This is a genomic window from Thermoanaerobaculia bacterium (genome assembly GCA_035717485.1).
Classification (GTDB): Bacteria; Acidobacteriota; Thermoanaerobaculia; order UBA5066; family DATFVB01; genus DATFVB01.
Window position 1 is genome coordinate 17,228 of record DASTIQ010000217.1, and the last position, 25,194, is coordinate 42,421.

A 25,194-nucleotide genomic window follows, 5' to 3' on the forward strand; every position below is an offset into this window, starting at 1 on the left:
GCCATGAACCGTCGACGCCCGTCCTGGCTGAGCCTGATCGTCGGCGCCGCGATCGTCGCGGCGCCCGCCCTTCTTCTCGCCGCGAGCGAGCCGAACGCGCCGTGGAGGCTCCCCGAAGAGGCCTCCACGTACGCGGGGCGAATCGACGGCATCTTCAACCTCATCCTCTGGATCACCGGAATCGTGTTCTTCCTCGTGGAGATCACGCTCCTCGTCTTCCTCTTCAAGTACCGCGCGAAGGCCGGCGGGCGGGCGACGTACACGCACGGGAGCAACCGGCTCGAGGTGATCTGGACGATCATTCCCGCGCTCATCCTCGTCTTCCTCGCCGTCGTGTCGCAGGACTCGTGGGCCTACATCCGCAACCACTTTCCCTCCTCCGGCACCGTCATCGACATCACGGCCGAGCAGTTCGCCTGGAACATCCGGTATCCGGGGCCGGACGGGAAGTTGAACACCGACGACGACATCGTGACGCTGAACCAGCTGCACTTTCCCGTCGACAAGCCGGCGCTCATCAACCTGCACTCGAAGGACGTCATCCATTCGTTCTTCCTCCCGGAGTTCCGGATCAAGCAGGATGCGGTGCCGGGCATGACGACGCGCGTCTGGGTGCAGGCGAAGCACACCGGCAACTGGGAGATCGCGTGCGCCGAGCTCTGCGGTCTCGGCCACTACCGGATGAAGGGATACCTCACCGTCGACACGCCCGAGGGCTTCCAGAAATGGCTGGCGGAAACGGCCGCGGAAAACAAAACGGAGTCGAAGTAAATGAGTGAAGCCGTCGCCGTCGCCCACGGACACGGGGTCCATGCGGCCCCGACCTCCTTCTGGCGCAAGTACGTCTTCTCGCTCGATCACAAGGTGATCGGCATCCAGTACATGAGCTACAGCCTCTTCATGCTCGTGATCGGGGGGCTGCTGGCGATGCTCGTGCGGTGGCAGCTCGCGTTTCCCGGGCGCCCGCTCGCGTTCATGGGGAAGATCGTGCCGGCCGGAATGCCGGGCGGCGTGATGCTCCCGGAGTTCTACAACTCGCTCTTCACGATGCACGCGACGATCATGATCTTCTTCGCGATCATGCCGCTGCTCATCGGCGCGTTCGGCAATTACGTCGTTCCGCTGCAGATCGGCGCCCGCGACATGGCGTTCCCGCGGCTGAACATGATGTCGTTCTGGACGGCGGTGCCCGGCGCGTTCCTGATCATCGCGTCCTTCTTCGTCGAAGGGGGAGCCGCGCAGTCGGGGTGGACGTCCTACGCGCCGTTGTCGGCGATCCAGCCGAAAGGCCAGACCCTGTGGCTCCTCGCTCTTCTCGTGCTCGGGATCTCGTCCCTCCTGACGGCGGTCAACTTCATCACGACGATCATCAACCTGCGCGCGCCGGGGATGCACTTCTTCCGCATGCCGCTCACGGTGTGGGCGCTCTTCATCGACGCGATCCTGCTCCTGCTGGCGCTCCCGGTCCTGTCGGCCGCCATGATCATGCTGCTCTTCGACCGCATCCTCCACACGACGTTCTTCCTTCCGGCGGGGCTCATCGTCTCGGGCGCGGCGTGGACGAACGCGGGAGGCGGCCAGCCGCTCCTGTGGCAGCACCTGTTCTGGTTCTTCGGACACCCCGAGGTCTACATCATGATCCTTCCCGCGATGGGGATCGTCTCCGACGTGATGGCGGTCTTCGCGCGGAAGCCCATCTTCGGGTACCGCTCGATGGCGTACGCGATGTGCGGCATCGCGGGGCTCGGGTGGATCGTGTGGGGGCACCACATGTTCCAGTCGGGCATGAATCCGTACCTCGGCACCACGTTCATGATCTCGACGATGGTCATCGCGGTCCCCTCGGCCATCAAGACGTTCAACTGGCTCGGGACGCTCTGGCGCGGCCAGATCCATTTCACGACGCCGATGCTGAACGCGATCGCGTTCGTCGCGATGTTCGCGATCGGCGGGCTGTCGGGCATCTTCATGGCCTCGACTCCGGTGGACATCTTCATCCACGACACGTACTTCATCGTCGGACACATCCACTACGTGCTCTTCGGAGGCTCGCTGTTCGGCGCTTTCGCCGGCCTCTATTTCTGGTTCCCGAAGATGTTCGGCCGCAAGATGAGCGAGACGTGGGGAAAGGTGCACTTCTGGCTGTCGCTCATCTTCTTCAACGGGGTCATGTTCCCGATGCACATCCTCGGCATGCGCGGGATGCAGCGCCGGATCTACGACTACACGCAGTACAGCCATCTCAAGGGTCTCCAGCCGCTCAACATCTTCATGTCGTTCTCCGCGTTCGCCCTCGGCGTGTCGCAGATCGTCCTCATCGTGAATTTCTTCTGGAGCCTGAAGTTCGGCGAGCGCGTCGGAAACAACCCCTGGAGGGCGAACACGCTCGAATGGCAGACCACCTCTCCGCCGCCGCACGAGAACTTCGCGGAGATCCCGATCGTGTACCACGGGCCCTACGAGTACAGCGTTCCGGGAATGGCCGAGGACTATCTTCCGCAGACGCAGCCGGCGTCGGCGCCGCTGTCGTCCCACTGATCGCGTGACGGCGGCGGCGGATTTCCCCCGGGGACTCGCGGCGATGGCGAAGATCCTCTTCGCCTCCACTTTCCTTCTCGTGATCGCGGGCGGGCTCGTGACGTCCACGGGATCGGGGCTGTCCGTCCCCGACTGGCCGACGACCTACGGACAGAACATGTTCACGTTCCCCCCTTCGAAGTGGGTCGGCGGGATCCGGTTCGAGCACTCGCACCGCCTGATCGCCGCGACCGTCGGCATGCTCACCGTCGCACTCGCCGTCCGGGCGTGGGCGGCCGGCGCTCCGCGCGCCGTGCGCGTGCTCTCGGCCGTCGCCGTCGCCGCGGTCTTGACGCAGGGATTGCTCGGCGGGTTGACGGTGAAGTACCTGCTTCCGACGCCGATCTCGGTCGCGCACGCGTGCCTCGCGCAATCCTTCCTTTCGCTCACCCTCGTCATCGCGATCCTGACCTCGAAGGCGTGGCGGGAGTCTTCGCGGCCGCTGTCGTTCTCCCCGGGCGAGCGGGCCGGCCTCGCCGCCGGGCTGCTCGCCTTCGCGGCCGTCTTCGTGCAGCTCGTGCTCGGCGCCTGGATGCGCCACAGCGACGCCGGGCTCGCGATTCCGGATTTCCCCGCGTCTTTCGGACATCCCGTGCCGGACCACTGGAACGCGAAGATCGCGGTCCATTTCGCCCACCGGGCCTGGGCGGCGTTCGTCGCGCTCGCGGTCTTCTCGTCGGCGTTCGTCGTCCGCCGCGCGCGCCGCGACGCCGCCCCGCGGCGCGTCTCGCTCGCCCTCTCGCTCCTCCTCCCGGTCCAGATGTTCCTCGGGGCGCTGTCGATCTGGTCTCGAAAGGCCGTCGTCTTCACGGTCGCTCATCAATCGACCGGCGCCCTGATCCTCGCGGGGACCGTCGCGCTCTCGATGGCGCTCGCGCGCGGCGAAAGCGCCGCGGCGGCGGACGTCCGGATCCGGCCGGCGGTGTCCGCGTGAGCTCGCGCCCGCTCGTTTCCGCCGAGACGCCGTCGCGCGTCCGCCCCGCGGATTTCGTGACGCTCGCCAAGCTCCGCGTGAACACGCTGGTCCTGGTGACGACGGCCCTCGGCTATCTGCTGGCGCGCCGTACCGTCGACGCGTGGACGCTCTTCCACGCGATTCTCGGCACCGGCCTCGTCGCCTCCGGCGCGGCGGCCTTCAACCAGATCTGGGAGCGGGAGCTCGACGCCAAGATGCGCCGGACGGCCCAGAGGCCGCTCGCGTCGGGGCGGATGGAGGTCCTTCCCGCTTCGCTCTTCGCGTTCGCCCTCGCGCTCGCGGGGCTGGCGCAGCTTTCCTTCGGCGTCAATCTGCTCGCGGCGTCGATCGCGGCGTCGACGCTCCTCCTGTACGTCCTCGTCTACACGCCGATGAAGCGGGTCACGTCGCTCGCGACGATCGTGGGGGCGGTCCCGGGGGCCCTTCCGCCGGTGATCGGCTGGGCGGCGGCCGGCGGCGGCCTGGCGCCCGGCGCGTGGGTCCTCTTCGCGATCCTCTTTTTCTGGCAGATGCCGCACTTCCTCGCGATCGCGTGGCTCTATCGCGCGGATTACGCCCGGGCGGGTTTCCCGATGCTTCCCGTGCTCGAGCCGGACGGCGCTTCGACGGGGCGGCAGGCGGTCCTCTACGCGGCGACGCTCGTGCCGGTTTCGCTCGCGCTGTCGACGCTCCGGGTGACGGGCCCCCTGTATTCGGCGGGCGCCGTCGTGTGCGGCGTCGCGTTCACCGCGGCGGCCGCGGCCTTCGCATTCCGGCGAACGACGTCCGCGGCGCGGTGGCTCTTCGCCGCGTCGATCGTCTATCTGCCGGCGCTCCTGATGCTGGCGTTCTTCGACGGGGGACGCGCGTGAGGAGGGACCCCCGGCCGGATCCGAACGATCCGGAGATCCGCCGGCGCCTGCGGCGCACGGCCTGGACGCTCGTCGCGGTGATGGCGGCGCTCGCGATCGGCGCGGCCTGTTTCATCGCCGCCAACGGCAAGAAGTCGCGCACCGTCCTGCATTCCGAATTCGCCGCCGCCGGGCGGCCGACGGCGGTCCGGGGATAGAGAAGGAGAGGAAGATGGAAATCCAGGAGAGCCCCTCGCAGACGCCGCACCGCCAGCCGCGGTACATGGCGATTTTCTGGTGGCTCCTCGCGCTGACGGTGCTCGAGGTGCTCGCCTCGATGAAGCTCCCCATCGGCGAGGGACCGAAGATCGTGCTGCTCGTGTCGATGGCGATCGTGAAGGCGCTGCTCGTCGCGCTCTATTTCATGCACCTGAAATTCGAGCGGCTGAGCCTCGGGGTGACCATCTCGCTCACCCTCGTGCTCGCGCTCATTCTGGTCACGGCGAACCTGATGCAATGGCTGTTCCATTCGCCGTCGACCGTGATGCCCCCCCACTGACCGAGACAACGAGGAGACGAACGAAATGGAAGCGATGACCCTCACGCACGGGATGGAAACGGAAGGCGGCGTCGGCCTTCCCGACAAGAAGCTCGGGATGTGGGTGTTCCTCTGCTCGGAGGTGATGTTCTTCACCGGTTTGATCGGCGGCTACATCGTGCTGCGGTTCGGATCGCCGATGTGGCCGGTGCCGAGCACGGTCCTGAACGTTCCGCTGACGGGGTTCAACACGTTCCTCCTGATCTGCTCGTCGGTGACGATGGTCCTCGCGCTCGCGGCGATCCAGCGGGGCGACGAGGCGAGGATGAAGCGATTCCTCGTCGCGACGTGCCTGATCGGAGCCGGATTCCTTTCGGTCCAGGTCGTCGAGTACCGCCACCTCCTCTTCGTCGAGCACTTCACGCCGTCGAAGAGCCTGTTCGGTTCGGTCTTCTTCACCACGACGGGGTTCCACGGCTTTCACGTGCTCTGCGGCGTGATCTGCATGACGTTCGTCACGATCAAGGCGTTCCGCGGGAAGTACAGTCAGGCGGATCACCAGGGGGTCGAGAACATCGGCCTGTACTGGCACTTCGTGGATCTCGTCTGGATCATCCTCTTCACGGTGATCTACCTCATCTGACGACGGCTTCTTCCGGGTTCCGCTTCAAGAGCCCGGCGGGCGCGGCGATCCTCGCGGGGCTCCTGCTCCTCCTCTTCGCGGCCGGAGCGTGGCTGAAGACGCTCGCGACGCGCGCTCCCGAGCGGCTGCCGGACCTCGGCCCCGCGCCGCCGTTCTCGGCGCGCGACGCGGGCGGGCGCCCGTGGACCGAACCCGACCTCGACGGCAGGATCTGGATCGCCGACGCGGTGACGTCCGAATGCGGCGGTTGCCTCGTCCGGAATCTCCGGATGACGGACCTGCAGACGTCGTTCGCGCGCGCGGGGGACGTCGTCCTCGTCACGTTCGTCGCCGATCCGTCGCTCGCGGCGCCGGAGAAGCTCCGCGAGCTCGCCCGGACGTTCGGAGCGGTCCCCGGGCGATGGACGTTCGTCGCGGGCATGCCGCCGTTTCCGGGAGACCGGTTCGTCGCCGTCGATGCGGCGGGGCGCCTCCGGGCGAGCATCGCCGATTCCGACCCGGCTCTCGCCTCGCGGCTGCTGGACGCGGCCGGCGACTTGCTGCGCGAGCGCCATCGGTGATTCGAAACGGAAGAAGTCCTGGCCCGCCGGGTCGAGCGGCTCCGCCGCTTCAACTCGGCGCGTCCTAAAGCTTCGGAGCGGTCGCGAACGGACGGCCGAACCGGGCGAGGCGGGGCCCCTTCAGGATCTCCGGGTGCCAGCTCCAGAAGATGCCTTCCGCCTTGCCGAGCAGGTCGGAGACCGGCCGGGGTCCGAAATAGCGCGCGTCGCGGCTGTCGTCGCGGTTGTCTCCCATCAGGAAGACGGAGCCCGGGGGGACGACGACGGGTCCGAACGTCCGCATGGCCGGCCGATCGGGGAGGACCTGGACCGGGTGCGGCCTTCCCCCGAGGTCTTCCGTTCCGACCCATCGGAACGGCTCCTCTCCGTCCGGGGCGACGGGGTGCATCCGGAGCGTCTGGGAGACGCCGTTGACGAAGAGGCGCTCGTTCTGGAGGCGGACGACGTCCCCCGGCAGCCCGACGACGCGTTTGACGAGGGGGACGGCGCCTCCGTCGGGGTTTCGGAGCACGACGACGTCGCCGCGCCGCGGGGAGCCCGTCGGGAACAGGCGGAGCGCGGTGAACGGAAACCGGATCTGGTACGCGCACTTGAGAACGAACACCCGATCCCCTTCGAGGATCGTCGGCTTCATCGAGCCGGTCGGAACCTGGTACCAGTCGGCGAGGACCGACCGGCCGGTGAAGAGGAGGAGCGCGATCAAGGCGAGCTGGCGGAGCTCTCCCAGGATGCGCGCGGCGCGGCTCGGAGGGGACACCTCGGGCGGGGCTTCGGGGGCGTGGTCGGGCATGGGAGCCGAAGGCTATACGCCCGGACGGGAGGCGTCAAACGCTGCGCGGCGGGCCGCGATTGCGATACGATCCCGGCGATGTTCCGCCGGGTCTCGACTCTCCTGCTCGCGATTTCCCTCGCCGCCTCGACGCGGATCGCCCAGGCGTGCCCGCTCTGCGCGGACAATCTCGCCAACGACGTCTACGGCAAGAATCCGACGCAGCTCGGGCGTGGATTCTTCTGGTCGATCATCTTCATGATGGCGCTGCCGTTCGTGACGGTCGGAATCGTCGCCGCGCGGATCCTGATCGCCCGACGCCGGCGGAGCGCCGCGCGCGACGCCGCCGCGGGCGGGGCTTCGCCCGAACGCGCCGGCGCGATGGGGCTTCCCGAAGCCTCTTCCTGACGCGGGCCGGGCTTCTCCCGCCGTGATCCCGTACGAAAAGCTTCCCGCGGTGAACGCGGCGTTGAACGGCCTCTGCGCGGTGCTGCTCCTGATCGGATTCGGCTTCATCCGGCGGCGGAACGTCGCCGCGCACCGGCGCACCATGAAGACGGCGTTCGTCGTCTCGGTGATCTTTCTCGCGAGCTATCTCACGTACCACGCGCACGCCGGCGTTCATCGCTACCCGGGCCGCGGGCTCGAGAGGACGCTCTACCTCGGGATCCTCGCGACCCACACCGTGCTCGCCGCCGCCGTCGTCCCGCTCGTTCTCCGCACTCTGTATCTCGCGACGCGGAGCCGGTTCGTCGAGCATCGCCGCATCGCGCGGTGGACTCTGCCGATCTGGTTCTACGTATCGGTGACCGGAGTCGTCGTGTACCTCATGCTCTATCGGATCGCGCGGTGAACCTCGGCGCCGCCGCCGCGACCGCGGCGGTCTCCTCGCTCCTTCGCGCCTACGACTTGACCTGGCGCATCGAGCGGGTGCACGGCGAGCGGTGGACGCGGCTTCGCGATTCCGGCGATCCGTTCATCTTCGCGCTCTGGCACGGCCGGATGCTCGTGCCCATCTGGTCGCATCGCGGGCAGCGGGTCGCCACGATGGCTTCGAAATCGAAGGATGGGGAGATCATCACGAGGTGGCTCGCCGGACACGGCTACGTGCCGGTGCGCGGCTCGACGAACAAGGGGGGCGCGCGAGGCATCGTGCGGCTCGCCCGCCTCGTCGCCGAAGGCCACCCGGCGGCGCTGACGGTGGACGGGCCGAAGGGCCCTCCGCGCGCCGTGCAGGAAGGGATCGTGACGCTCGCCCGCCGCACGGGGGCGTGGATCCTTCCGATATCGGGGAGCGCGACGCGGCCGCGTTTCCTGAAGTCGTGGGACCGATACCTCGTGCCGAAGGCCTTCTCGCGGAATTTCGTCGTGTACGCCGAACCTTTCCGGATCGGGGCCGAGGACGACGCGGCGGCCTGCGCAAGGATCAAGGCGGGGATCGACTCGGCCACGGCGGAGGCCGACGCGCGGGCCGGAGTGATCCCCCCCGCGCCGTGGTGAGATCGCGCGGGCCCGTCAGGAAGCTTTTTGCGGAATGAGTTCTTCGAGCGGCTCGGCCTCGTTCCAGCGGATCCCGCAGGCGGCCAGCAGCGCGGCGTCCTTCTTCGCGATGTCCCCCCGTCGCTCCGCCCGGACGACCCAAAATTTGCGGATCGGGCTCGTCACGACGCGGTTGGCGAACTCGAGACGCAGCCCGCGCGCCGCGACGACCCGCGTCTGGATGATGCTTCCTCCCCAGGTGCACCCGTTGATCGCCGTCCGCGCGGGACCGCCTCCGTTCCGGTCGAACCACCCGCCGGCGACCTGGTAGCTCGAGTCGTCCGCGACACGGATCGTGTACACCGAGTTCTCCGTCTCGACGAAGACGTGATCCCCCCGGCGCAGCTCCGCCTTTCGCAAGGCTTCGCACTGCTCGTCGTGCCCGAGAATCCGGGAGAGCGTTCGCGCCACGACCGTCATCGAGTTGCGCCTTTTGCAACTCGCGTGCACGAGATCGATCGCGGCGACTGGGGAGGCCGGTTTTCCGCCTGACTGGAAGTCACGAGAACCTCTTGCCCTATTGTACGCGCCCGAACGGGAAGGGTTTCAATTTCGGGGTGTTGCGGATCGGAGAACGGAGGGTTCGACGGGAGCCGCATCGCCTTCTCCGTGGAGCGGCGAACGACGCCGAGCGGGTCTCCGGAACGGGCGATTAGGCGGCGGGGCGGACGACGCGCCGATACTCGGAGTCCCGCTCGAACGGTTCCCGTCCGGTCTCGCGGATCATCTCCTCGAAAGCGGAGCGGGTCATCCCGCGCGCGGTCTTCGCTCCGGCGGCGTGGGTGATCGTCTCCTCGACGAGCGTCCCGACGAGGTCGTCCGCGCCGAAAGAAAGGGCGACCTGGGCGAGCTTCGTCCCGATCTGGATCCAGTAGGCCTTGACGTGCGGGAAGTTGTCGAGCATCAGGCGCGAGGCGGCGATCACCCGGAGGTCGAGCTGCCCGGACGTTTCGGGCAGGTGCGCGAGCGGCGTGTTCTCGGGATGGAAGGCGAGCGGGATGAGGCCCGTGAAACCGCCCGTCTCGTCCTGGAGCTCGCGCAGCCGGACCAGGTGATCGACGCGCTCCTCGACCGTTTCGACGGAGCCGTAAAGGATCGTCGCGTTCGTCCGCACCCCGTTTTCGTGGCACACCTTCGCGACTTCGAGCCACCGTTCTCCCGAGATCTTGTTCCTGCAGATCACGTCGCGCACGCGGCGCGCGAAGATCTCGGCGCCTCCGCCGGGGCAGGAGTCGAGCCCGGCCTCCCGGAGCGCGAGGACGGTGTCGCGGAGCGAGCGCTTGCCGACGCGGGCGATCCAGTCGATCTCGACCATCGTCCAGGCCTTCAGGTGCACGCCCGGAAACTCCCGCTTCAGGGCCGAGAGCAGACCCGTGTAGTACTCGAACGGCCAATAGGGGTGCAGACCGCCGACGACGTGGAACTCGGTCACCGCCTCGCTGTATCCCTCCCGCGCGTGCCGGAGGCATTCCTCGATTCCCATCTCGTAGCCGCCCGGCTCGTTGACCTTTTTCGCCCAGGCGCAGAGAGCGCAATCGACCCAGCAGAGGTTCGTCGGGTTCAGGTACCGGTTGACGTTGAAATACGCCGCGTTTCCATGCTCGCGCTCCCGCACGAAGTTCGCGAGCCGGCCCACCCCGAGGAAGTCCCGGGTCGTGAAGAGGGTGGCCCCGTCCTCGAACGAGAGCCGCTCCCGCGCCGCGACCTTTTCGGCGATCGGGAGGAGGTCGGAGCCGCGAAACGACCCGGGCAGGTTCTCGATCACCCGCCTATTCTATCTTTCCGCTCCGCCCGGCAACCGCCGGTCGAGCCATTCGAGCGTCCTCTGCCATGCGTCGACCGCGGCGTCGGCGCGGTACGAGGAACGCTCGTCGTTGAAGAAGCCGTGCCCCGCTCCGGGATAGGACACGATCTCGAAGGTCTTTCCGAGATCCCGCAGGCGCACGCCGACCGCCTCCACGTCGGCGGGGGGGATCGACGCGTCTTCCGCGCCGAAGAACGCGAGGAGCGGACATGCGATCGCGTCCGCTTCGGGGAGGAGCGGCCGGAGCTTCATTCCCGGTCGCTCGCGGGCGATCCCGCCGCCGTAGAAGCAGACGGCCGCCGCGACGTCCGTCCGGCAGGCGGCGAGGAACGCCGCGAATCCTCCCACACAGAATCCGACGGCGGCGATTCGCTCCCCGTCGACGGCCGGATCGGAGCGCAGGCGCGCCAGAGCGGCCCGGACGTCCGTCGCGATCCCGCCGTTGGTGAGCGCCCCCAGATGCGGGCGCACCGCGGAGAAGTCTTCGTATCCGAACGTCCGGGCCGGTCCTTCGCGGTGGTAGAGCTCGGGGGCGAGCGCGACGTAGCCTTCCCGCGCGAACCGCCGGCAGACCGATCGAATGTGGTCGTCCACCCCGAACGCCTCCTGCAGCACCAGAACGGCGGGATTCCGTTCCCCGTCGGGGGGAGCGGCGCGATGCGTCTCCATCGGTCCCTCCGGCGTCTCGACGACGATGCGATCCTCGGTCATCGGCTCCTCCCGGCCGTCCAGAGCGTATCGCAGGGCGTTCCGGCGCCGGACCGTCCGCCCCTCCGTCGGCGCGACCGGGATATGATCGGCCCGTGGGACCGGTCTGGAAGCTCGTCAAGGGCACGAAAAACGTCTGCTCGCAGTGCGGGAAGGAGATCCTCGACTATCCCGCGGTGGGGCGCATCGTCGATTTCCAGTTCCTCGTCTCGGAGCGCTTCTGCTGGGATTGCTACCGTTACAACGCCGCGTTCCTCGACGAGGTGGATCCCCAGTCCATGCACCCGTTCCAGCCGGTCACGAAACCGCTGATTCCCTGACCGCCCTCCGGCCGAAGATTCCGGGCGTGGCGAGGGCCGCCCCGGTGAGGATCATCGCGCCCCCCGCGAAGAACCGTCCGCCGACCCGTTCGCCGAGGACGAGCGCGCCGAGCGTCACCGCGACGAGCGTGTCGATCAGCGGGATCGCCCCGATCGTCGCCATCGGCACGCGGGGGATCAGCCGGAAGAGCGCGAGAAAGGCGATCACCGTTCCGAAGAGCGAAAGGTAGACCAGAGCGCCGGCCGAGCGCGCCGTCCATCGCGAACGAACTCCGGTCTCGAAGACGAAGGAGAGCGCGAAGAGGAACGCGGACCCGACGAGCGTCTGTCCCCACAGGTTCACCCGGGGCGGAACTCTCGCGAGGCGCCTCTTCATCCAGACGTTCGCGAAAGCGGAGGCGATCGAGGCGCCGAGGGGAAGGAGCGCGGCGACCGGGAACCTTCCTCCCCCGAGCGCCGTCTCGACGGCGGGAAGCTCGAGGAGCACGACTCCGGCCAGACCCACGACCGCGGCGACGGCGACGGCCGGGCGGAGCGGCTCGTCCGGAAGGAGCGCGTGCGCGAAGAGCGATATCCAGATCGGAAAGCTCGCGAAGAGGACGGCCGTCATTCCCGAGTCGATCGTCCGCTCCGCCGCGAAGACCAAGGCGTACGAAACCCCGATCTGAAGGAATCCGGCGAGCGCGATCGCGCGGATCTCGGAGGCGTTCGGCCGGCGGCCGCCGCGGAACGCGAAGACCGTGAGAACGAGGCACGCCGATCCCATCCGCATCCCGGCGAAGCGGAACGGCGGGAGGTCGGGAAGCCCGAGCTTGATCACGAGCCACGTCGATCCCCAGATCGCGCAGCAGATCGAGTAGAGCAGGAGGGTCTTGCCGCGCATCGGGCGGACTCTAGCAGGGAGAATGGGGGGAGCGCGGCGACGCATCGAACGAATACGGGCGCGTGCACCGTCCGCGGGCTCAACGTACGCGGGACCGTGCGCGCGGCGAGGGGGCGACGGCGATCGCGGTCGAGTCGCTCGTTCGACCGGTTCCCCGACCAATCGGCACCCGACGAGAAAAAGAGGCGGACCGGCTTTGGGTCCGGAGAGGGGGCCCTCCGGAGCCGGTCCGCCTTACCCGAAAACTAGCCCCGCTGGATCTTCATCGCGCGGAGACTCGTCGACGAAGCCACGACCAGTCGGTACTTGTACACGGTGAGCGTGTGCAGCGTGGAGCCCGATCCGGCCGAGTTCCTGACCGTCAGGGTCACGGTGTACGTTCCGGATTTCGAGAACCGGTGCGACGGGTTCTGCAGGCTCGACGTGTTCGAGGCACCCGACGCGGTGTCGCCGAAGTTCCACGACCAGGACGTCGGAGAGCCGGTGGACGTGTCCGTGAACTGTTCGGTCAGCACCTTTCCGCCGTAGGCCGCCGTGAACGAGGCGACCGGAGCGACGACCGGGGCGTTGATCGCGACGGTGTTCGTCGTCGAAGCGCTCCCCGCGCTGTTGGTGGCCGTCAGACGGATCGTGTAGGTCCCGGCGACGCTGTAGACGTGGGTCGGGTTCTTCGCGGTCGAGGTGTTCGACGTCGAATACGGATCGCCGAAATTCCACGACCACGAAGTGGGGGAATTCAGCGTCGTGTCCGTGAATTGCACGGTCTGGCCCGCGGACGCCGGGTTCGGCGTGATCGAGAAGTGGGGGTCCGGGAGAGCCGCGGCCGGGGCCGAGACGGTGACTGCCTGCGATGCCGACGCGCTCCCGGCCGCATTGGAGGCCTTCAGGGTGACCGTGTACGTGCCGGCGCTCGCGTAGACGTGGGTCGGACTTTCGGTCGTCGACGTCCCTCCGTCGCCGAACGTCCACGACCAGGAGGTCGGCGATCCGGTCGAGGTGTCGGTGAACTGGGTCGATTGGTTCGGCGCGGGAACCGACGGCGAGAAGGAGAAGCTCGGAACGGGGGCGGTCGCCGCCGGATTCACGGTGACCGTGTTCGTCGTCGACGCGCTTCCGGCGCCGTTCGTGACCGTGAGCCGCACCGTGTACGTGCCGGCAGCCGCATAGGCGTGAGTGGGATTCTGCGCGGTCGAGGTGTTGGTCGTCGACGCGGCGTCGCCGAAATTCCAGCTCCACGCGGTGGGGGAGTTGAGCGAGGTGTCGGTGAACTGGACGGTCTGGTTCGCCGCCGCCGGGTTCGGGGAGATCGAGAAGTGCGGATCGGGCGCCGTCCCGGTGGACGTCGCCGCGCTCTTCGGCAGCAGCACGAAAACGTTGAACTCGGGTCCGGATGCCGGCGGCGTGGTCCAGCCGACGGGAGCGGCGACGGACAAGCCGGTCATCGGGAGCGAGATCGATCCTCCGCCGTACGTGCCGGTGAGGACCGGCGCGCCGAACCAGTCCTGCGCGTTCCGGACTTCGAACGCCTGACCGACGGTGAGAACGCCGCTGACGTCGACCGGGACGGTCGCGGCGAGGCCCCAGTTGTAGACCGTGATGTTGGCGCGGCCGGCCTCGTACTTGTTCGGACGCACGACGACCTTCAGGTTGGCCGGGTCCGAGGAGTAGAAGGTGTTCGACGGATACTGCGAGGAGGTCCAGTTCACGAGAGACGAATAGATCGCGTTCCCGGTCAGGGTCGTGTTCGTGTTGGCGGAATTCAGGTCGTACTCGCCGTTCCCGGAGTAGTTCCCCGTCATCTGCGGGTTCGACGCGCCGATGCCGTAGGGGTAGTAACCCATGTTGAGGTTGATCCCGTTGCCCCACGCCGTGTAGTAGAGACTGTTGTTCGCGACGATCGGGTTCTGGGCGACCACGCCGCCGCCGATGATGATGTTGTTGGCGGGGCTGTCGACGATCGAGCCGTTGTTGAAGATCGTGTTTCCCTCGATGTCGAAGTTGTTGAGATACGCGGTCTCGGATCCATAGCACTGGATCCCGTTCTGGAAGTTCTCGAAGATGATGTTGTCCTTGATGGCCATCGTCCCGGTCAGGTTCTGCAGATAGAGGCCATGTCCGTGCCCGCGATCCGGCGCGTCCCAGCCGTCGTAGTAGATGACCGAACCGTAGAACTCGCTTCCGACCGCTTCCTTCCAGAGGCCGGCGTCCTGGATGTCGTGGATGATCAGGTTGATGAACTTCAACCCCGCGCCGGTGCGCGAAGTCTGCTCGGTCGCCAGGTTGCCGCGCCCGATGTCGGTCGGGTTCGAGCCGGTCTGCGACGAAACGCGATTCGGATCGGAGCTCATCACTTCGAAGCCCCAGTACCAGGTGTAGGAGCCCGAGACCATCAGGATCGACGTCCAGCCCGAGTTGCCTCCGTCGATCGTGGCGCGCTCGCCGGGATACTGCCGCACGACGATCGGTGCGGCCGAGGTCCCGTTCAGATACGAGGAATACGTGCCGTGATAGACGCCGCCGCGCAGCCAGATGGTGTCGCCGGGTTTGGCGACGGTCTGGTTGAGGGCGGTCTGGAGGTCCCAAGGACTCGAAATCGAGCCGGTGCCGGAGGACGAGCCGCCGGGCGCGGCGTAGAAATCGGTGGCGCGGGCGGCGCTCGCGGCGGCCAGCACCGCCGCTCCGAGAAAGAGCCATCGGAGAGCACCCCGGGGCGCCGTTTCCCGGCGGAGAGCGGCCGCACGGACGCGGGTCTCCCCGGAAAGGCGCGGGAATTCCGCGCGCAGGACTCGATTCGAATTCATTGTTCCCCCTCGTTGCCTGGTTGGATCCGCTTCGCTCGGACGAGACGCCCAAAATCGCCCCGTTCGGAAGTGGCTTCACGGTAAAGGCGCAGGGCGCGCGGGGACTACTGGTCGAGGTGTCAAAAAAAGAACAGGAATGCCGCCGTCCCCCGCCCTGTCCGCAGGGTCAGGCACGGGAATTGCGAACCTCCTCCGTGCGGAGATGGAAAATCGCTTCCTGAGGAAAGTTGCCCCTGCGCCGGGAAGCGGCTACGCTCCGAGCGTGGGCAACGTTTCGGACAAGAAGCCCATTACCGTCTGTCTTTTCTGGGTCCATCCTCTCGTCCGCTCGGAGTTCGAGCGTGCGCTCCCCGGCCGCGAATTCCGACTCGAAACGCTGCGCCTCGAGCCGAAGCTCGACGTCCGGCAGATCGACGTGCCGCTCTCCTCGCTCTACGTGCTCGACGGGGCCTACGCCCGCGTCGCCGCCGAGGCGCTGGTCTCGGCCGTCCTCGTCCGGAACCCGGCCGGACGTGCGCTCGTCGTCGCCGAGGCGTTCGACGAAGCCTCCGCGTTCCCCCTCCTCCGCCTCGGCGTCAAAGGGCTCCTCACCTACGCGGAGCTCGGCGAGCGGCTCTCCTCGGCCCTCGAAGAGGTCGCGGAAGGGGGATTCTGGGTTCCGCGCGCGCTCCTCTCCCGCTTCATCGACACGACGCTCACGAACTCGTCTTCGCGCGCCCTTCCGGCCGCCGGGCTCACGCCCACCGGCCTGACCCGCCGTGAGCAGGAAGTGTTGAACGACCTCCTCGAGAATTTCTCGAACAAGGAGATCGCCAAGCGCCTCCGGATCTCCGAGCGCACGGCGAAATTCCACGTCTCGAACGTGCTCGCGAAGTACGGCGTGCGCCGGCGCGCCGACCTGATCCTCCTTTCCTACACCGACTCCCGGCGCGGCTGACGCGAACGCCGCGGAGGGGCGCCGGACGGGGACAGGGCCTCGCTCTCGCGGGTTTTATTCCGTCCCGGCCGGGCCCCGCGAGCCCTCCAACTCACTGGCATGCGGTGTGCTTCGTCACCCCGGTGATGCCTCTACTCAAACGTGAGCCCGACGTTTTTCCGGAGAGCCTTTTCGCCTCGCCCGGCGGCGCTCCCTGGACCGTCGCGCACGTGCGGAGCCGCCAGGAGAAAGTGCTCGCGCGGTTCCTCTCGCCGATTGGAATTCCGTTCTACGCGCCGCAGCGGGAGAAGCGGGCGCGCCGCAACGGACGGAACTTCGTCTCCTACCTCCCGCTCTTCCCCGGCTACGTGTTCCTCCGGGCGGCCGCGGAGGAGCGCGCGCAGATCTGGCGGAGCAACGTCGTGGTCCGGATGATCGACGTGCCCGACCAGGATCTGCTCGAGACGGAGCTCGCGCAGATCCACCGGCTGCAGCGTTCCGGCGCGCGGCTCGCCGCCGTGCGAGCGCTCGACCCGGGAGAGCCGGTCCGGGTCGTGGACGGACCCTTCGAGGGATATCTCGGCATCGTGGTCCGGGAGAGAGGCGCGGAGCGCCTTCTCGTCTCGGTTTCTCTTCTGCGGAAGACCGTCGCCGTCGAGTTCGAACGCGAGATGCTCGCGCCGCTCTCGATTCCCGCCGTTCTTCCGCCCGCGTCCGTCCCGGTCCTCTGACCGGACTCCCGGCGCGGAGCACAGCGACGCATCTGTCGGTACACCGAAAGGGGCGGAGCCTGCGCCCCGGCGAGGAAAAGGAGGAAATCCCCATGTCGAGCGTTTCCGTCGTCGAGTTCGAGCGCCCCGCCGAAACCGCCGAAGCCCGTGCCGCCCGGCTGCTCGAACGGATCCGTTCGCGCGAGGCCCGCGTCGGCGTCGTCGGTCTCGGGTACGTGGGCCTTCCGCTCACGCTCGTGTTCAGCGAAAAAGGGTTCCCCGTCGCGGGCTTCGACCTCGACGGCGAAAAGGCGAAGATGCTGGCGGCCGGGCGGTCGTACATCCGGCACATCGACGGGGAGCGCGTCGCGCGGGCGAACGCGACCGGCCGGTACTCGGCGACGAACGACTTTCGCGGCATCGCCGATTGCGACGCCGTGCTGATCTGCGTCCCGACGCCGCTGACCCCCCAGCGCGAGCCGGACATGACCTACGTGGTCGCGACCGCCCGCGAGATCGCGGAGAACCTGCGCGAAGGGCAGCTCATCGTCCTCGAATCGACGACGTATCCGGGCACGACCGACGAGCTCGTTCGCGGGATCCTCGAGGAGAAGACGGGATTGAGGTGCGGCGAGGACTTCTTCCTCGCATTTTCCCCGGAGCGCGAGGACCCGGGGAATCCCCGGTTCGGAACGGCGACGATTCCCAAGGTCGTCGGAGGCGTCGACGAACGCTCCGGCGACGTCGCGCAGGCGCTCTACGACGCCGTCATCGAAGCCGGGACGGTGCGGGTATCCCACTCCCGCGCCGCCGAGGCGACGAAACTGGTCGAAAACATCTTCCGGGCGGTCAACATCGCGCTCGTCAACGAGCTCAAGATCGTGTTCGAGCGGCTCGGCATCGACATCTGGGAGGTGCTCGACGCGGCGTCCACGAAGCCGTTCGGATTCATGCGGTTCAACCCCGGCCCGGGATGGGGCGGGCACTGCATTCCCCTCGACCCGTTCTACCTCGTCTGGAAAGCGCGCGAGTACGGGATCACGCCGAAGTTCATCGAGCTCGCCGGCGAGGTGAACATCCAGATGCCGCACTACGTCCTCGGAAAGCTCCAGCTCGCGCTGAACGACCGCGGAAAGCCGACGCGGGGGAGCCGCATCCTGGTCCTCGGCCTCGCGTACAAGAAGGACGTCGACGACGCGCGGGAGAGCCCGGCGTTCGAGCTCATCGACGGACTCCTCCGCCTCGGGGCGGACGTCAGCTATCACGATCCCCACGTCGCGAAAGCGCCGCGGATGCGCACCTGGCCCGACCTCCCGCCGATGGAGTCGACGTCGCTGACCGCCGAGAACCTCGCCACCCAGGACGCCGTTCTGATCGTGACCGACCACAGCGCGGTCGATTACGAGCTCGTCGCGCGTCACGCTCCGCTCGTCGTCGACACGCGCGGCATCTACCGCAACGGCCACCGGAACGTCGTGCGCGCGTGAAGACCATGGCGCCCGACTTCGACCGCGAGAGCGTCCTCGTCACCGGGGGCGCGGGGTTCATCGGCTCGCATCTCGTCGACGCGCTGCTCGCGCGCGGAGCGCAGGTGCGGGTGCTCGACAACCTCTCGACCGGGAGCCGCCGGAATCTCGCCCATGCCGCGGAGCGGATCGATTTTCGGCTCGGCGACATCCGCGATCCCGATGCCGTCCGGGAGGCCATGCGCGGCGTGAACCGGGTCTTCCACCAGGCGGCGCTCGGCTCCGTTCCCCGGTCCCTCGAAGACCCGGGCACCACCCTGGACGTCAACGTCACCGGAACCGCGCGCGTGTTCGCGGGCGCGCGCGACGCGGGCGTGCGGCGCGTCGTCTACGCGTCGTCGTCGAGCGTCTACGGCGACAGCGACAAGCTTCCGAAGCGCGAAGGGGAGGAAGGAAAGCCCCTTTCCCCGTACGCGCTCTCCAAGCGGATGGACGAGGAGCTCGCGGACACGTTCCAGCGCTGCTTCGGCATGGAGCTCGTCGGCCTCCGCTATTTCAACGTGTACGGACCGCGGCAGAACCCCGACGGCGCGTACGCGGCGGTCATTCCCCGCTTCTTCAAGGCGTACCTCGGCGGGCAGCCGCCGGTGATCTTCGGGGACGGGGAGCAGAGCCGGGATTTCACGTTCGTGGCCGACGCCGTCGCCGCGAACCTCCTGGCTTCGGCAGTGGACGCGAGCTGCTGCGGGAGGGCGTACAACGTCGCCGGGGGCCGCCGGACGACGCTTCTCGAGCTCGCGCGGCTCGTCGGCGAGGCGGCGGGCTCCTCCCGGGAGCCGCGCCACGCCCCGGAGCGTTCGGGCGACGTCCGTCACTCGCTCGCGGACCTCACGCTCTCGCGGAACACGCTCGGCTACTCCCCGGAATTCGATCTTCCCGAGGGACTCCCCCTCTCCCATCGCCACTATCTCGAATCTCTCGCCGCCTCGCTCCAGGCCGAGCCGGAGAGGATTCCGGTCGCGCGCTGACGCGCTCGAGAGGCCCGATGTCGTCGATCTCCGAGTCTTCGCGCCTTCTTCCGGAGCGGATTCCCGGGCTCCGCCGAGCCGAGACCGCCCCATCGGCACGTTTCGCGGTCGAAGAGCAGGCGCGCCGCCGGCCGGGGGCGCTCGCTCTCTCCGCCGGCGCCCGGCGCCTCACGTTCGGCGAGCTCGATGCGCTCGCCGAGACCTTCGCGGCGGAGCTCGCCGACACCGGAGTCTCCGCGGACCGGCCGGTCGCGATCGTCCTGGCCGATCCGGGCGACCGCGCCGTCGCTTCTTTGGCCGCGTGGAAAGCCGGCGCCGCGTACCTCCCGCTCGACCCCGATGCCCCCCGGAGCCGGCTCGCGTTCATGGTGCGCGACTGCGCGGCACCGCTCGTCGTCGCCGAGGACGAGGCGACATGGCTGGAGCTGGGCGCCCCCGTGATCCCGTTCCGCCGCGATCGGCCGGCGCGCGCCGGGGGACGTCGCCCGGAGCCGGACGGCTCGTCGGGACTCGCCTACGTCATCTACACGTCGGGCTCGACCGGGACCCCGAAGGGCGTCGAGATCGAGCACGGAAGTCTTTCGAATCTGATCGCCTGGCACCGTCGGGCGTTCGGCGTCGGGCCCGCCGATCGAGCGTCGCAACTGGCCAATCCGGCCTTCGACGCGGCGGTCTGGGAGCTGTGGCCGTCTCTGGCGGCGGGCGCGAGCGTCCATTTTCCCGATCCCGCCCTCCGCGGCGATCCGGCGCGGCTCCGCGAGTGGATGCTCGCGGAAGGGATCAGTGTCGCGTTCGCCCCGACGCCCGTCGCCGAGCGTCTCCTCGCGCTCGACTGGCCCGCCGACGCGGCGCTCCGGCTCCTCCTGACGGGCGGCGACGTCCTGCATCGACGCCCGCCGGCCGGTCTCCCGTTCCGTCTGGTGAACAACTACGGCCCGACGGAGGCAACGGTGGTCGCGACTTCCGGATTCGTCGTCCCCGCGTCCTCCCTCGCGGGAGGGCTGCCGTCGATCGGGAGCCCGATCGACGGCGTCGAGGCGCTCGTCCTCGACGAGCGGGGAGAACTTTGCCCGGACGGGGAGCCCGGGGAGCTGTGCCTCGCGGGGGCCGGCCTCGCGCGCGGATACGTCGGGGGGACCGCGAGGCACCCGGGCGGGTTCGCCCCTCATCCCTTCCGAGGAGGCGAGCGGATGTATCGCACGGGCGACCGGGTGCGCCGGCGCCACGACGGTCGGTTGGAGTTCCTCGGGAGGCTGGACGGACAGGTCAAGATCCGCGGATTCCGGGTCGAGCCGGCGGAAATCGAGGCCGCCCTCGAGACGCACCCCGATGTGCGGTCGAGCCTCGCCGTCGCGAAGACGGAGCGGGACGGAGAAGTTCGTCTCGTCGCCTACGTCGTTTCCGAAGAGGGCCGGCGGCCGGCGGATCTCCGCGAACATCTCCGCTCCCGTCTTCCCGAATACATGGTGCCGTCGGTGTTCGTGACGATCGACGAGTTCCCGCTGACGTCGCACGGAAAGATCGACCGCGAAGCGCTTCCCGCGCCGCCGCGGGAAACGCCGGGCGCTTCGGCCGGCCGGCCGCCCGGATCGACGGCCGAGGCGCGCGTCGCGAAGATCGCGGCGGAGCTCCTCCGTCTCGACCGGATCGGAGTCGACGAGAATTTCTTCTCGCTCGGCGGGCACTCGCTCCTGGGAACCCAGATGATCGCTCGCGTCCGCGACGCGTTTGGCATCGAGCTTCCCCTCCGCACGATCTTCGAGGCGCCGACCGTCTCCCGGCTCGCGGCCGAGGTCGAGAAAGCCGTGCGGCGCCGGGTCGACGAAATGAGCGAAGAGGAGGCGCGGCGCATCGCGGGCGCGGGAGAGGGCGCATGAGCACCGTTCCGTCGGCCCGACCGGAGTCCGATCCGTCGCTCTCCCTCTTCCAGCTCCTCGATCCGGCGGTGCTCGCGAACCCGTATCCGCTCTACGCGCGGCTCCGGACCGAAGATCCCGTCCACTGGGACCCCTTCCTTCATGCGTGGGTGGTGACCCGGTACGCCGACGTGCTGACGGTCCTGCACGACTATTCGGCGGACCGGACGCCGACGCCCGATCAGCTCGCGGCGATGGGGCTCGAGAGCCTGACGCCGATCGCCGCCGTCATGGTCCGACAGATGCTCTTCATGGATGCGCCGGCCCACACTCGGCTGCGGGGGCTGGCGTCGGTCGCGTTCTCTCCCCGCCGCGTCGAGGTGCTGCGCGGGCACATCCAGGAGATCGCCGACCGCCTCATCGACGGCGCGCCGGGGGGCCGGATGGACCTCATCGATCAGTTCGCGAACCCGCTTCCCGCGATCGTGACGGCGGAGATGCTCGGCGTTCCGGTCGAAGACCACGACCGGCTCAAGCGCTGGTCCGCGGATTTCGCCGAGATGCTCGGGAACTTCCAGCACAACCCGGACCGCGTGCCGCGGGTCCTCCGGAGCGTCGAGGAGATGACGGCGTACTTCCGGGAGGCGATCGCCTCGCAGAGCCGCGCGCCGCGCGAGGGCCTCGTGCGGTCGCTGCTGACGGCCGAGATCGACGGAGATCGCCTGAGCGAAGAAGAAGTGATCGCCAACTGCATCGTGACGATGGTCGGCGGGCAGGAGACGACGACGAACCTGATCGGCAACGGAATGCTCACCCTCCTCCGGAACCCGGAGGCGCTCGAGCGCCTCCGCTCGGACCCGTCGCTCACCCCGTCGGCGGTCGAGGAGCTCCTCCGGTACGAGAGCCCCAGCCAGCACACGGCGCGGATGGCGCCCTCCGACCGCGAGCTCGGCGGACGCCCGATCCGGAAACGCCAGGCCGTGATCGCGGTGATGGGGGCGGCCAATCGGGATCCGGAGCGGTTTCCGGATCCCGACCGGCTCGATCTGTCGCGTCAGCCGAATCGCCACGTCGCCTTCGGCTGGGCGGCGCACTTCTGCTTCGGCGCCCCGCTCGCGCGCCTCGAAGGACAGATCGCGTTCGACACCCTCCTGCGCCGTCTCCCGGAGCTGCGGCTCCAGCCGGGGCCGCTCGAGTGGCGCGAGAACCTCGGGCTCCGCGGACTGAAGTCCCTTCCGGTGTCGTTCCGGTCGGCCGCGGCGGCGTGATGTCCCCACCGGAGCTCTCCGAAGCCAAGCGGCGGGTCCTCGAGAGCTGTCTCCGCGGCGAGCGGCTCCCGGCGGAACCCCCGCGGCCGGTCGCGGCGCGCGCCGGAGGCCCGGTTCCGGCGACGGCGGGCCAGCGCGAGATCTGGATGCACGAGCAGCTCGCCGGCCGCCCGATCTACAACGAGTCGGCGACGATCCGGCGGCGCGGCGACCTCGACGAGGACGCGCTCGACCGGGCGCTTTCCGAAATCGTCCGCCGGCACGAATCGTGGCGCACGCGCTTCACGGTCGCCGGCGGACGGCTCGTTCAGCAGGTCGAGCCCGCGTTCCGAATCCCCGTCGCGCGGGAGGACCTCCGGGCGCTCCTTCCGGAGGCGCGCGAGAGACGCGCCGCGGAGCTCGCGGCCGCCGACGCGGCGCTCCCGTTCGACCTCTCGCGGCCGCCGCTCTTCCGGGCGCGCCTGATCCGGTTCGCCGACGACGACCACCGGTTGTTCCTGACGATCCATCACCTCATCTTCGACACCGCGTCGCTGTTCGGAACGTTCTTCCCGGAGCTCGTCGGGATCTACGAGGCCTTCCGTGCCGGCCGGCCTTCGCCGTTGCCGCCGCCGCCGGTGCAATTCGCCGACTACGCGGCGTGGGAGGCGGATCGAATCCTGCCCCCGGAAGCGGTCGAGTTCTGGCGCGAGCGGCTCGCCGACCTGCCGGCGCCCACCGCGCTCCCTTCGGATCGCGAGCGACCGGGCGAGATCGCGGGGGTCGGCGCCGTCCGGCGGGTGGAATTTCCGGCCGAAGTGCGTGACGGAGCCGCTGGGCTCGCCGAAGAATGCGGCGCGACCCCGTTCGTCGTGCTCTTCGCATCGCTGGCCGCGGCGCTCTCCCGCTTCACCGGAGACGACGATCTCGTGCTCGGGTGCGTCTCGGCGGCCCGGCCCCGGACCGAATTCGAGGATGTCCTCGGATACTTCCTGAATCCGGTCCTGCTGCGAACGTCGGTTGCGGGCGACCCCTCTTTCCGGGATCTCGTCTCGCGGGCCCGCGAAAGCGTCGTTTCGGCCCTTGCGCACGCGGAGGTGCCGTACGAGCGCCTCGCCGCCGAGGTCCCGGGGCGCGGCGGTGCGCCGCTGTTCCGGATCCTTCTCTCCTACGAGCCGCCCCGCGCGCCCGTTCCGCCGGGCTGGGACCTGACCCTTTTCGAAGCCTCGAGCGGCAGCGCGAAATTCGACGTTTCGCTCGAGATGGAGAGCCGGCCGGAGGGAATCGTGGGCCGCTTCCTCTACGACGCGGATCTCTACGACGCGGAATCGATCCGCGTCTTCGAGGCGCACTGGCGCGCCCTCCTCGGCTCCGCTCTCGCAGACCCCGATCGCCGGATCTCGGAGCTCGCGCTCGCCGGGGAAACGCCGGCGGACATCGGAGCGCCGGCGGGAACGTCGATGCGGCCGGCGCCGGTCGAGTTCGACCGTCGCGCGTCCGAGCTGGCGTCGGCGCCCGCGCTCCGATTCCACGGCAGGACGACGACGTACGGAGAGCTCGCCGGACGAGTCACGCGGATCGCCGCGGCACTGCAGAATCGCGGAATCGGGCGCGAGTCGATCGTCGCTCTCGCGATGCCGCGATCCGACGATCGCGTGGCGGCGATCCTCGCCATCGGCCGCGCGGGGGCCGCGTGGCTGCCGCTCGGCTCGGACTGGCCTCCCGCCCGCGTCGCCGCCGTTCTCGAACGCTCCCGTCCCGCCCTCGTGATCTCCTCCGGGAGGCCGGCGGCCTTCGGCGGCGTTCCGAGCGTCCCGCTCGTCGACCTCGAGACCGAGCCGGGATGGACTCTCGACGGCATCCCGGAGCTTTCCGATCTCGCCTACGTCCTGTACACCTCCGGTTCGACGGGGGAGCCGAAGGGAGTGGCGATCGAACACCGGCCGCTCGCGAACCTCCTCGCCTGGAGCCAGCGCGCGTTCCCTCTGGGCCGGGGAGACCGGGTTCTCCAGAAGGCCCCGCTCGGCTTCGACGCCTCGGTCTGGGAGATCTACGCTCCGCTCGTCGCGGGAGCCACCCTCGTCGTCGCGCCTCCCGGCGCCGGCGCCGATCCCCGCCTGGTCGCGGCCCTCCTTCGCGAGGAGCGGATCACGCACCTGAAGCTCGTTCCCTCGCTCCTCCGGATTCTGGTCACGCTCCCGGACTTCGCCGAGGCGCCGGCGCTGCGGCACGTCTTCTGCGGAGGAGAGGCGATCCCGGCGGACCTCGTCCGGGAGTTCTTCCGGGTGAGCCGTGCCGAGCTCCACAATCTCTACGGGCCGACCGAAACGTGCGTCGACGTGGCGTCGTACCGCTGCCGCCCGCAGGACGCCGGGCGCCGCGTTCCGATCGGGACCGCGATCGACGGCGCCCGCCTCGACGTGCTCGATCGCCGGGGACGAAGAACCCCGGCGGGAGCTCCCGGGGAGCTGTACGTCGGCGGCGTCCCGCTCGCGCGCGGATATCTCGGCCGGGAAGATCTCACCCGCGATCGCTTCGTTCCGGATCCGTTCGGCGCCCCCGGCGACCGTCTCTACCGGACGGGAGACCGGGTGCGGCGCCGGGCGGACGGCGAGATCGAATTCCTCGGGCGCGTCGACGACCAGCGAAAGGTCCGAGGCGTCCGCGTCGAGCCCGCGGAGATCGAGGCGGCCCTTCGCCGCTGTCCCGGCGTCGAAGACGCGGCCGTCGCGGTCCGCGGAGAAGGTCTGGCCGCAACGCTCGCCGCCTACGTGGCCGCGCCGGCGGCGGCGTCCGAGGCGGCCGCTCGCCGGGAGCTCGCCCGCGCCCTGCGGGAACGGGTCGCGTCGATTCTCCCGCGGGCCTTCGTTCCGGAGGCGATCACGGTCCTCGCCTCGCTTCCCCTCACCGCGTCGGGAAAGGTGGACCGGCGGGCGCTCCCCGAGCCCGAACGCTTCTTCGAGAGCGCCGCCGCGCCCGGATCCCGCGAAGAGCGCCTGCTCGTCGAGATCTGGCGGGAGGTG

Annotated in this window: 25 protein-coding genes; 19 read left to right on the plus strand and 6 right to left on the minus strand. The window is 69.0% G+C overall.

Annotated elements, in window-relative coordinates; genetic code table 11:
- Positions 1–3: 3 nt before the first annotated feature.
- The 8 genes from coxB to VFS34_11670 all read left to right on the plus strand — a co-directional run bounded on the left by coxB (position 4) and on the right by VFS34_11670 (position 6,124).
- Complete coding sequence (gene coxB, locus VFS34_11635) at positions 4–771, plus strand: cytochrome c oxidase subunit II (protein HET9795104.1); 768 nt, start codon at positions 4–6, stop codon at positions 769–771.
- On the plus strand, positions 772–2,538 hold the full coding sequence (locus tag VFS34_11640; protein ID HET9795105.1) for a cbb3-type cytochrome c oxidase subunit I: 1,767 nt from the start codon (positions 772–774) through the stop codon (positions 2,536–2,538).
- Between the two features lie 4 nt (positions 2,539–2,542).
- Positions 2,543–3,511 (plus strand): COX15/CtaA family protein, encoded by a 969-nt coding sequence (locus tag VFS34_11645; protein HET9795106.1) that lies wholly within the window; start codon positions 2,543–2,545, stop codon positions 3,509–3,511.
- A complete protein-coding gene (gene cyoE, locus VFS34_11650) occupies positions 3,508–4,404 on the plus strand; it encodes a heme o synthase (protein ID HET9795107.1) in 897 nt (298 codons plus the stop codon). Before VFS34_11645 ends, cyoE begins: the two co-directional genes overlap by 4 nt.
- Positions 4,401–4,601: a hypothetical protein gene (locus tag VFS34_11655; protein HET9795108.1), complete on the plus strand. Its 201-nt coding sequence runs from the start codon at positions 4,401–4,403 to the stop codon at positions 4,599–4,601. Before cyoE ends, VFS34_11655 begins: the two co-directional genes overlap by 4 nt.
- 14 nt (positions 4,602–4,615) lie before the next feature.
- Positions 4,616–4,942: a cytochrome C oxidase subunit IV family protein gene (locus VFS34_11660; GenBank protein ID HET9795109.1), complete on the plus strand. Its 327-nt coding sequence runs from the start codon at positions 4,616–4,618 to the stop codon at positions 4,940–4,942.
- A 25-nt stretch (positions 4,943–4,967) separates the two neighbouring features.
- Positions 4,968–5,564: a cytochrome c oxidase subunit 3 gene (locus VFS34_11665; GenBank protein HET9795110.1), complete on the plus strand. Its 597-nt coding sequence runs from the start codon at positions 4,968–4,970 to the stop codon at positions 5,562–5,564.
- A gap of 269 nt (positions 5,565–5,833) precedes the next feature.
- Positions 5,834–6,124 carry a hypothetical protein gene (locus VFS34_11670; protein ID HET9795111.1) on the plus strand — a complete coding sequence of 97 codons (291 nt, stop codon included), beginning with the start codon at positions 5,834–5,836 and terminating at the stop codon, positions 6,122–6,124.
- A 64-nt stretch (positions 6,125–6,188) separates the two neighbouring features.
- Here VFS34_11670 and lepB read toward each other — a convergent pair whose 3' ends face one another.
- Positions 6,189–6,914, minus strand: coding sequence for a signal peptidase I (lepB, locus tag VFS34_11675; protein ID HET9795112.1), 726 nt, complete (start codon positions 6,912–6,914; stop codon positions 6,189–6,191).
- Between the two features lie 78 nt (positions 6,915–6,992).
- Here lepB and VFS34_11680 point away from each other — a divergent pair, with 78 nt between their 5' ends.
- Genes VFS34_11680 through VFS34_11690 form a run of 3 tightly spaced genes read left to right on the plus strand, consistent with a single transcriptional unit; the run spans position 6,993 to position 8,393 of the window.
- Positions 6,993–7,301 (plus strand): hypothetical protein, encoded by a 309-nt coding sequence (locus VFS34_11680; GenBank protein HET9795113.1) that lies wholly within the window; start codon positions 6,993–6,995, stop codon positions 7,299–7,301.
- Positions 7,302–7,323: 22 nt separating this feature from the next.
- Positions 7,324–7,746 carry a DUF420 domain-containing protein gene (locus VFS34_11685; protein ID HET9795114.1) on the plus strand — a complete coding sequence of 141 codons (423 nt, stop codon included), beginning with the start codon at positions 7,324–7,326 and terminating at the stop codon, positions 7,744–7,746.
- Positions 7,743–8,393 carry a lysophospholipid acyltransferase family protein gene (locus VFS34_11690; GenBank protein ID HET9795115.1) on the plus strand — a complete coding sequence of 217 codons (651 nt, stop codon included), beginning with the start codon at positions 7,743–7,745 and terminating at the stop codon, positions 8,391–8,393. The genes VFS34_11685 and VFS34_11690 overlap by 4 nt, the downstream gene beginning before the upstream one ends.
- A gap of 15 nt (positions 8,394–8,408) precedes the next feature.
- On the opposite strand, the gene VFS34_11695 is transcribed toward VFS34_11690, so the two are convergent.
- From VFS34_11695 to VFS34_11705, 3 genes are all read right to left on the minus strand, one after another.
- Positions 8,409–8,852 carry a hypothetical protein gene (locus tag VFS34_11695; GenBank protein HET9795116.1) on the minus strand — a complete coding sequence of 148 codons (444 nt, stop codon included), beginning with the start codon at positions 8,850–8,852 and terminating at the stop codon, positions 8,409–8,411.
- Between the two features lie 232 nt (positions 8,853–9,084).
- Positions 9,085–10,197 (minus strand): aminofutalosine synthase MqnE, encoded by a 1,113-nt coding sequence (gene mqnE / locus VFS34_11700; protein HET9795117.1) that lies wholly within the window; start codon positions 10,195–10,197, stop codon positions 9,085–9,087.
- Between the two features lie 9 nt (positions 10,198–10,206).
- Complete coding sequence (locus tag VFS34_11705) at positions 10,207–10,947, minus strand: dienelactone hydrolase family protein (protein HET9795118.1); 741 nt, start codon at positions 10,945–10,947, stop codon at positions 10,207–10,209.
- Positions 10,948–11,039: 92 nt separating this feature from the next.
- Between VFS34_11705 and VFS34_11710 the strand changes: the two genes are divergently transcribed.
- A complete protein-coding gene (locus tag VFS34_11710; protein HET9795119.1) occupies positions 11,040–11,264 on the plus strand; it encodes a hypothetical protein in 225 nt (74 codons plus the stop codon).
- On the opposite strand, the gene VFS34_11715 is transcribed toward VFS34_11710, so the two are convergent.
- Together VFS34_11715 and VFS34_11720 are read right to left on the minus strand one after the other, a co-directional pair.
- Positions 11,242–12,147, minus strand: a complete 906-nt coding sequence (locus VFS34_11715) for an EamA family transporter (GenBank protein ID HET9795120.1) — start codon at positions 12,145–12,147, stop codon at positions 11,242–11,244. The genes VFS34_11710 and VFS34_11715 overlap by 23 nt on opposite strands.
- Before the next feature lie 245 nt (positions 12,148–12,392).
- Positions 12,393–14,948, minus strand: coding sequence for a PKD domain-containing protein (locus tag VFS34_11720; GenBank protein ID HET9795121.1), 2,556 nt, complete (start codon positions 14,946–14,948; stop codon positions 12,393–12,395).
- Positions 14,949–15,210: 262 nt separating this feature from the next.
- On the opposite strand from VFS34_11720, the gene VFS34_11725 reads away from it, so the two are divergent.
- The 7 genes from VFS34_11725 to VFS34_11755 all read left to right on the plus strand — a co-directional run.
- Positions 15,211–15,885, plus strand: a complete 675-nt coding sequence (locus tag VFS34_11725; protein ID HET9795122.1) for a response regulator transcription factor — start codon at positions 15,211–15,213, stop codon at positions 15,883–15,885.
- Positions 15,886–16,010: 125 nt separating this feature from the next.
- On the plus strand, positions 16,011–16,595 hold the full coding sequence (locus tag VFS34_11730) for a transcription termination/antitermination NusG family protein (protein HET9795123.1): 585 nt from the start codon (positions 16,011–16,013) through the stop codon (positions 16,593–16,595).
- A gap of 92 nt (positions 16,596–16,687) precedes the next feature.
- Complete coding sequence (locus VFS34_11735; GenBank protein ID HET9795124.1) at positions 16,688–18,061, plus strand: nucleotide sugar dehydrogenase; 1,374 nt, start codon at positions 16,688–16,690, stop codon at positions 18,059–18,061.
- Positions 18,062–18,066: 5 nt separating this feature from the next.
- A complete protein-coding gene (locus VFS34_11740) occupies positions 18,067–19,068 on the plus strand; it encodes an SDR family oxidoreductase (GenBank protein ID HET9795125.1) in 1,002 nt (333 codons plus the stop codon).
- Between the two features lie 17 nt (positions 19,069–19,085).
- Positions 19,086–20,945, plus strand: coding sequence for a non-ribosomal peptide synthetase (locus VFS34_11745; protein HET9795126.1), 1,860 nt, complete (start codon positions 19,086–19,088; stop codon positions 20,943–20,945).
- A complete protein-coding gene (locus VFS34_11750) occupies positions 20,942–22,192 on the plus strand; it encodes a cytochrome P450 (GenBank protein ID HET9795127.1) in 1,251 nt (416 codons plus the stop codon). Before VFS34_11745 ends, VFS34_11750 begins: the two co-directional genes overlap by 4 nt.
- The coding region (locus VFS34_11755) for an amino acid adenylation domain-containing protein (GenBank protein ID HET9795128.1) at positions 22,192–25,194 on the plus strand (3,003 nt) is incomplete at its 3' end. The genes VFS34_11750 and VFS34_11755, both read left to right, overlap by 1 nt.

Excerpts from the sequence above, each read along its gene's own strand:
- VFS34_11720 (HET9795121.1), bottom strand. The coding sequence starts at position 14,948 with ATGAATTCGAATCGAGTCCTGCGCGCGGAATTCCCGCGCCTTTCCGGG.
- VFS34_11740 (HET9795125.1), top strand. The coding sequence starts at position 18,067 with ATGGCGCCCGACTTCGACCGCGAGAGCGTCCTCGTCACCGGGGGCGCG.
- VFS34_11640 (HET9795105.1), top strand. The coding sequence starts at position 772 with ATGAGTGAAGCCGTCGCCGTCGCCCACGGACACGGGGTCCATGCGGCC.
- VFS34_11745 (HET9795126.1), top strand. The coding sequence starts at position 19,086 with ATGTCGTCGATCTCCGAGTCTTCGCGCCTTCTTCCGGAGCGGATTCCC.
- VFS34_11715 (HET9795120.1), bottom strand. The coding sequence starts at position 12,147 with ATGCGCGGCAAGACCCTCCTGCTCTACTCGATCTGCTGCGCGATCTGG.
- VFS34_11705 (HET9795118.1), bottom strand. The coding sequence starts at position 10,947 with ATGACCGAGGATCGCATCGTCGTCGAGACGCCGGAGGGACCGATGGAG.
- VFS34_11660 (HET9795109.1), top strand. The coding sequence starts at position 4,616 with ATGGAAATCCAGGAGAGCCCCTCGCAGACGCCGCACCGCCAGCCGCGG.
- VFS34_11680 (HET9795113.1), top strand. The coding sequence starts at position 6,993 with ATGTTCCGCCGGGTCTCGACTCTCCTGCTCGCGATTTCCCTCGCCGCC.
- VFS34_11735 (HET9795124.1), top strand. The coding sequence starts at position 16,688 with ATGTCGAGCGTTTCCGTCGTCGAGTTCGAGCGCCCCGCCGAAACCGCC.
- VFS34_11695 (HET9795116.1), bottom strand. The coding sequence starts at position 8,852 with ATGACGGTCGTGGCGCGAACGCTCTCCCGGATTCTCGGGCACGACGAG.
- coxB (HET9795104.1), top strand. The coding sequence starts at position 4 with ATGAACCGTCGACGCCCGTCCTGGCTGAGCCTGATCGTCGGCGCCGCG.
- VFS34_11730 (HET9795123.1), top strand. The coding sequence starts at position 16,011 with ATGCCTCTACTCAAACGTGAGCCCGACGTTTTTCCGGAGAGCCTTTTC.
- VFS34_11670 (HET9795111.1), top strand. The coding sequence starts at position 5,834 with ATGACGGACCTGCAGACGTCGTTCGCGCGCGCGGGGGACGTCGTCCTC.
- VFS34_11750 (HET9795127.1), top strand. The coding sequence starts at position 20,942 with ATGAGCACCGTTCCGTCGGCCCGACCGGAGTCCGATCCGTCGCTCTCC.
- lepB (HET9795112.1), bottom strand. The coding sequence starts at position 6,914 with ATGCCCGACCACGCCCCCGAAGCCCCGCCCGAGGTGTCCCCTCCGAGC.
- VFS34_11665 (HET9795110.1), top strand. The coding sequence starts at position 4,968 with ATGGAAGCGATGACCCTCACGCACGGGATGGAAACGGAAGGCGGCGTC.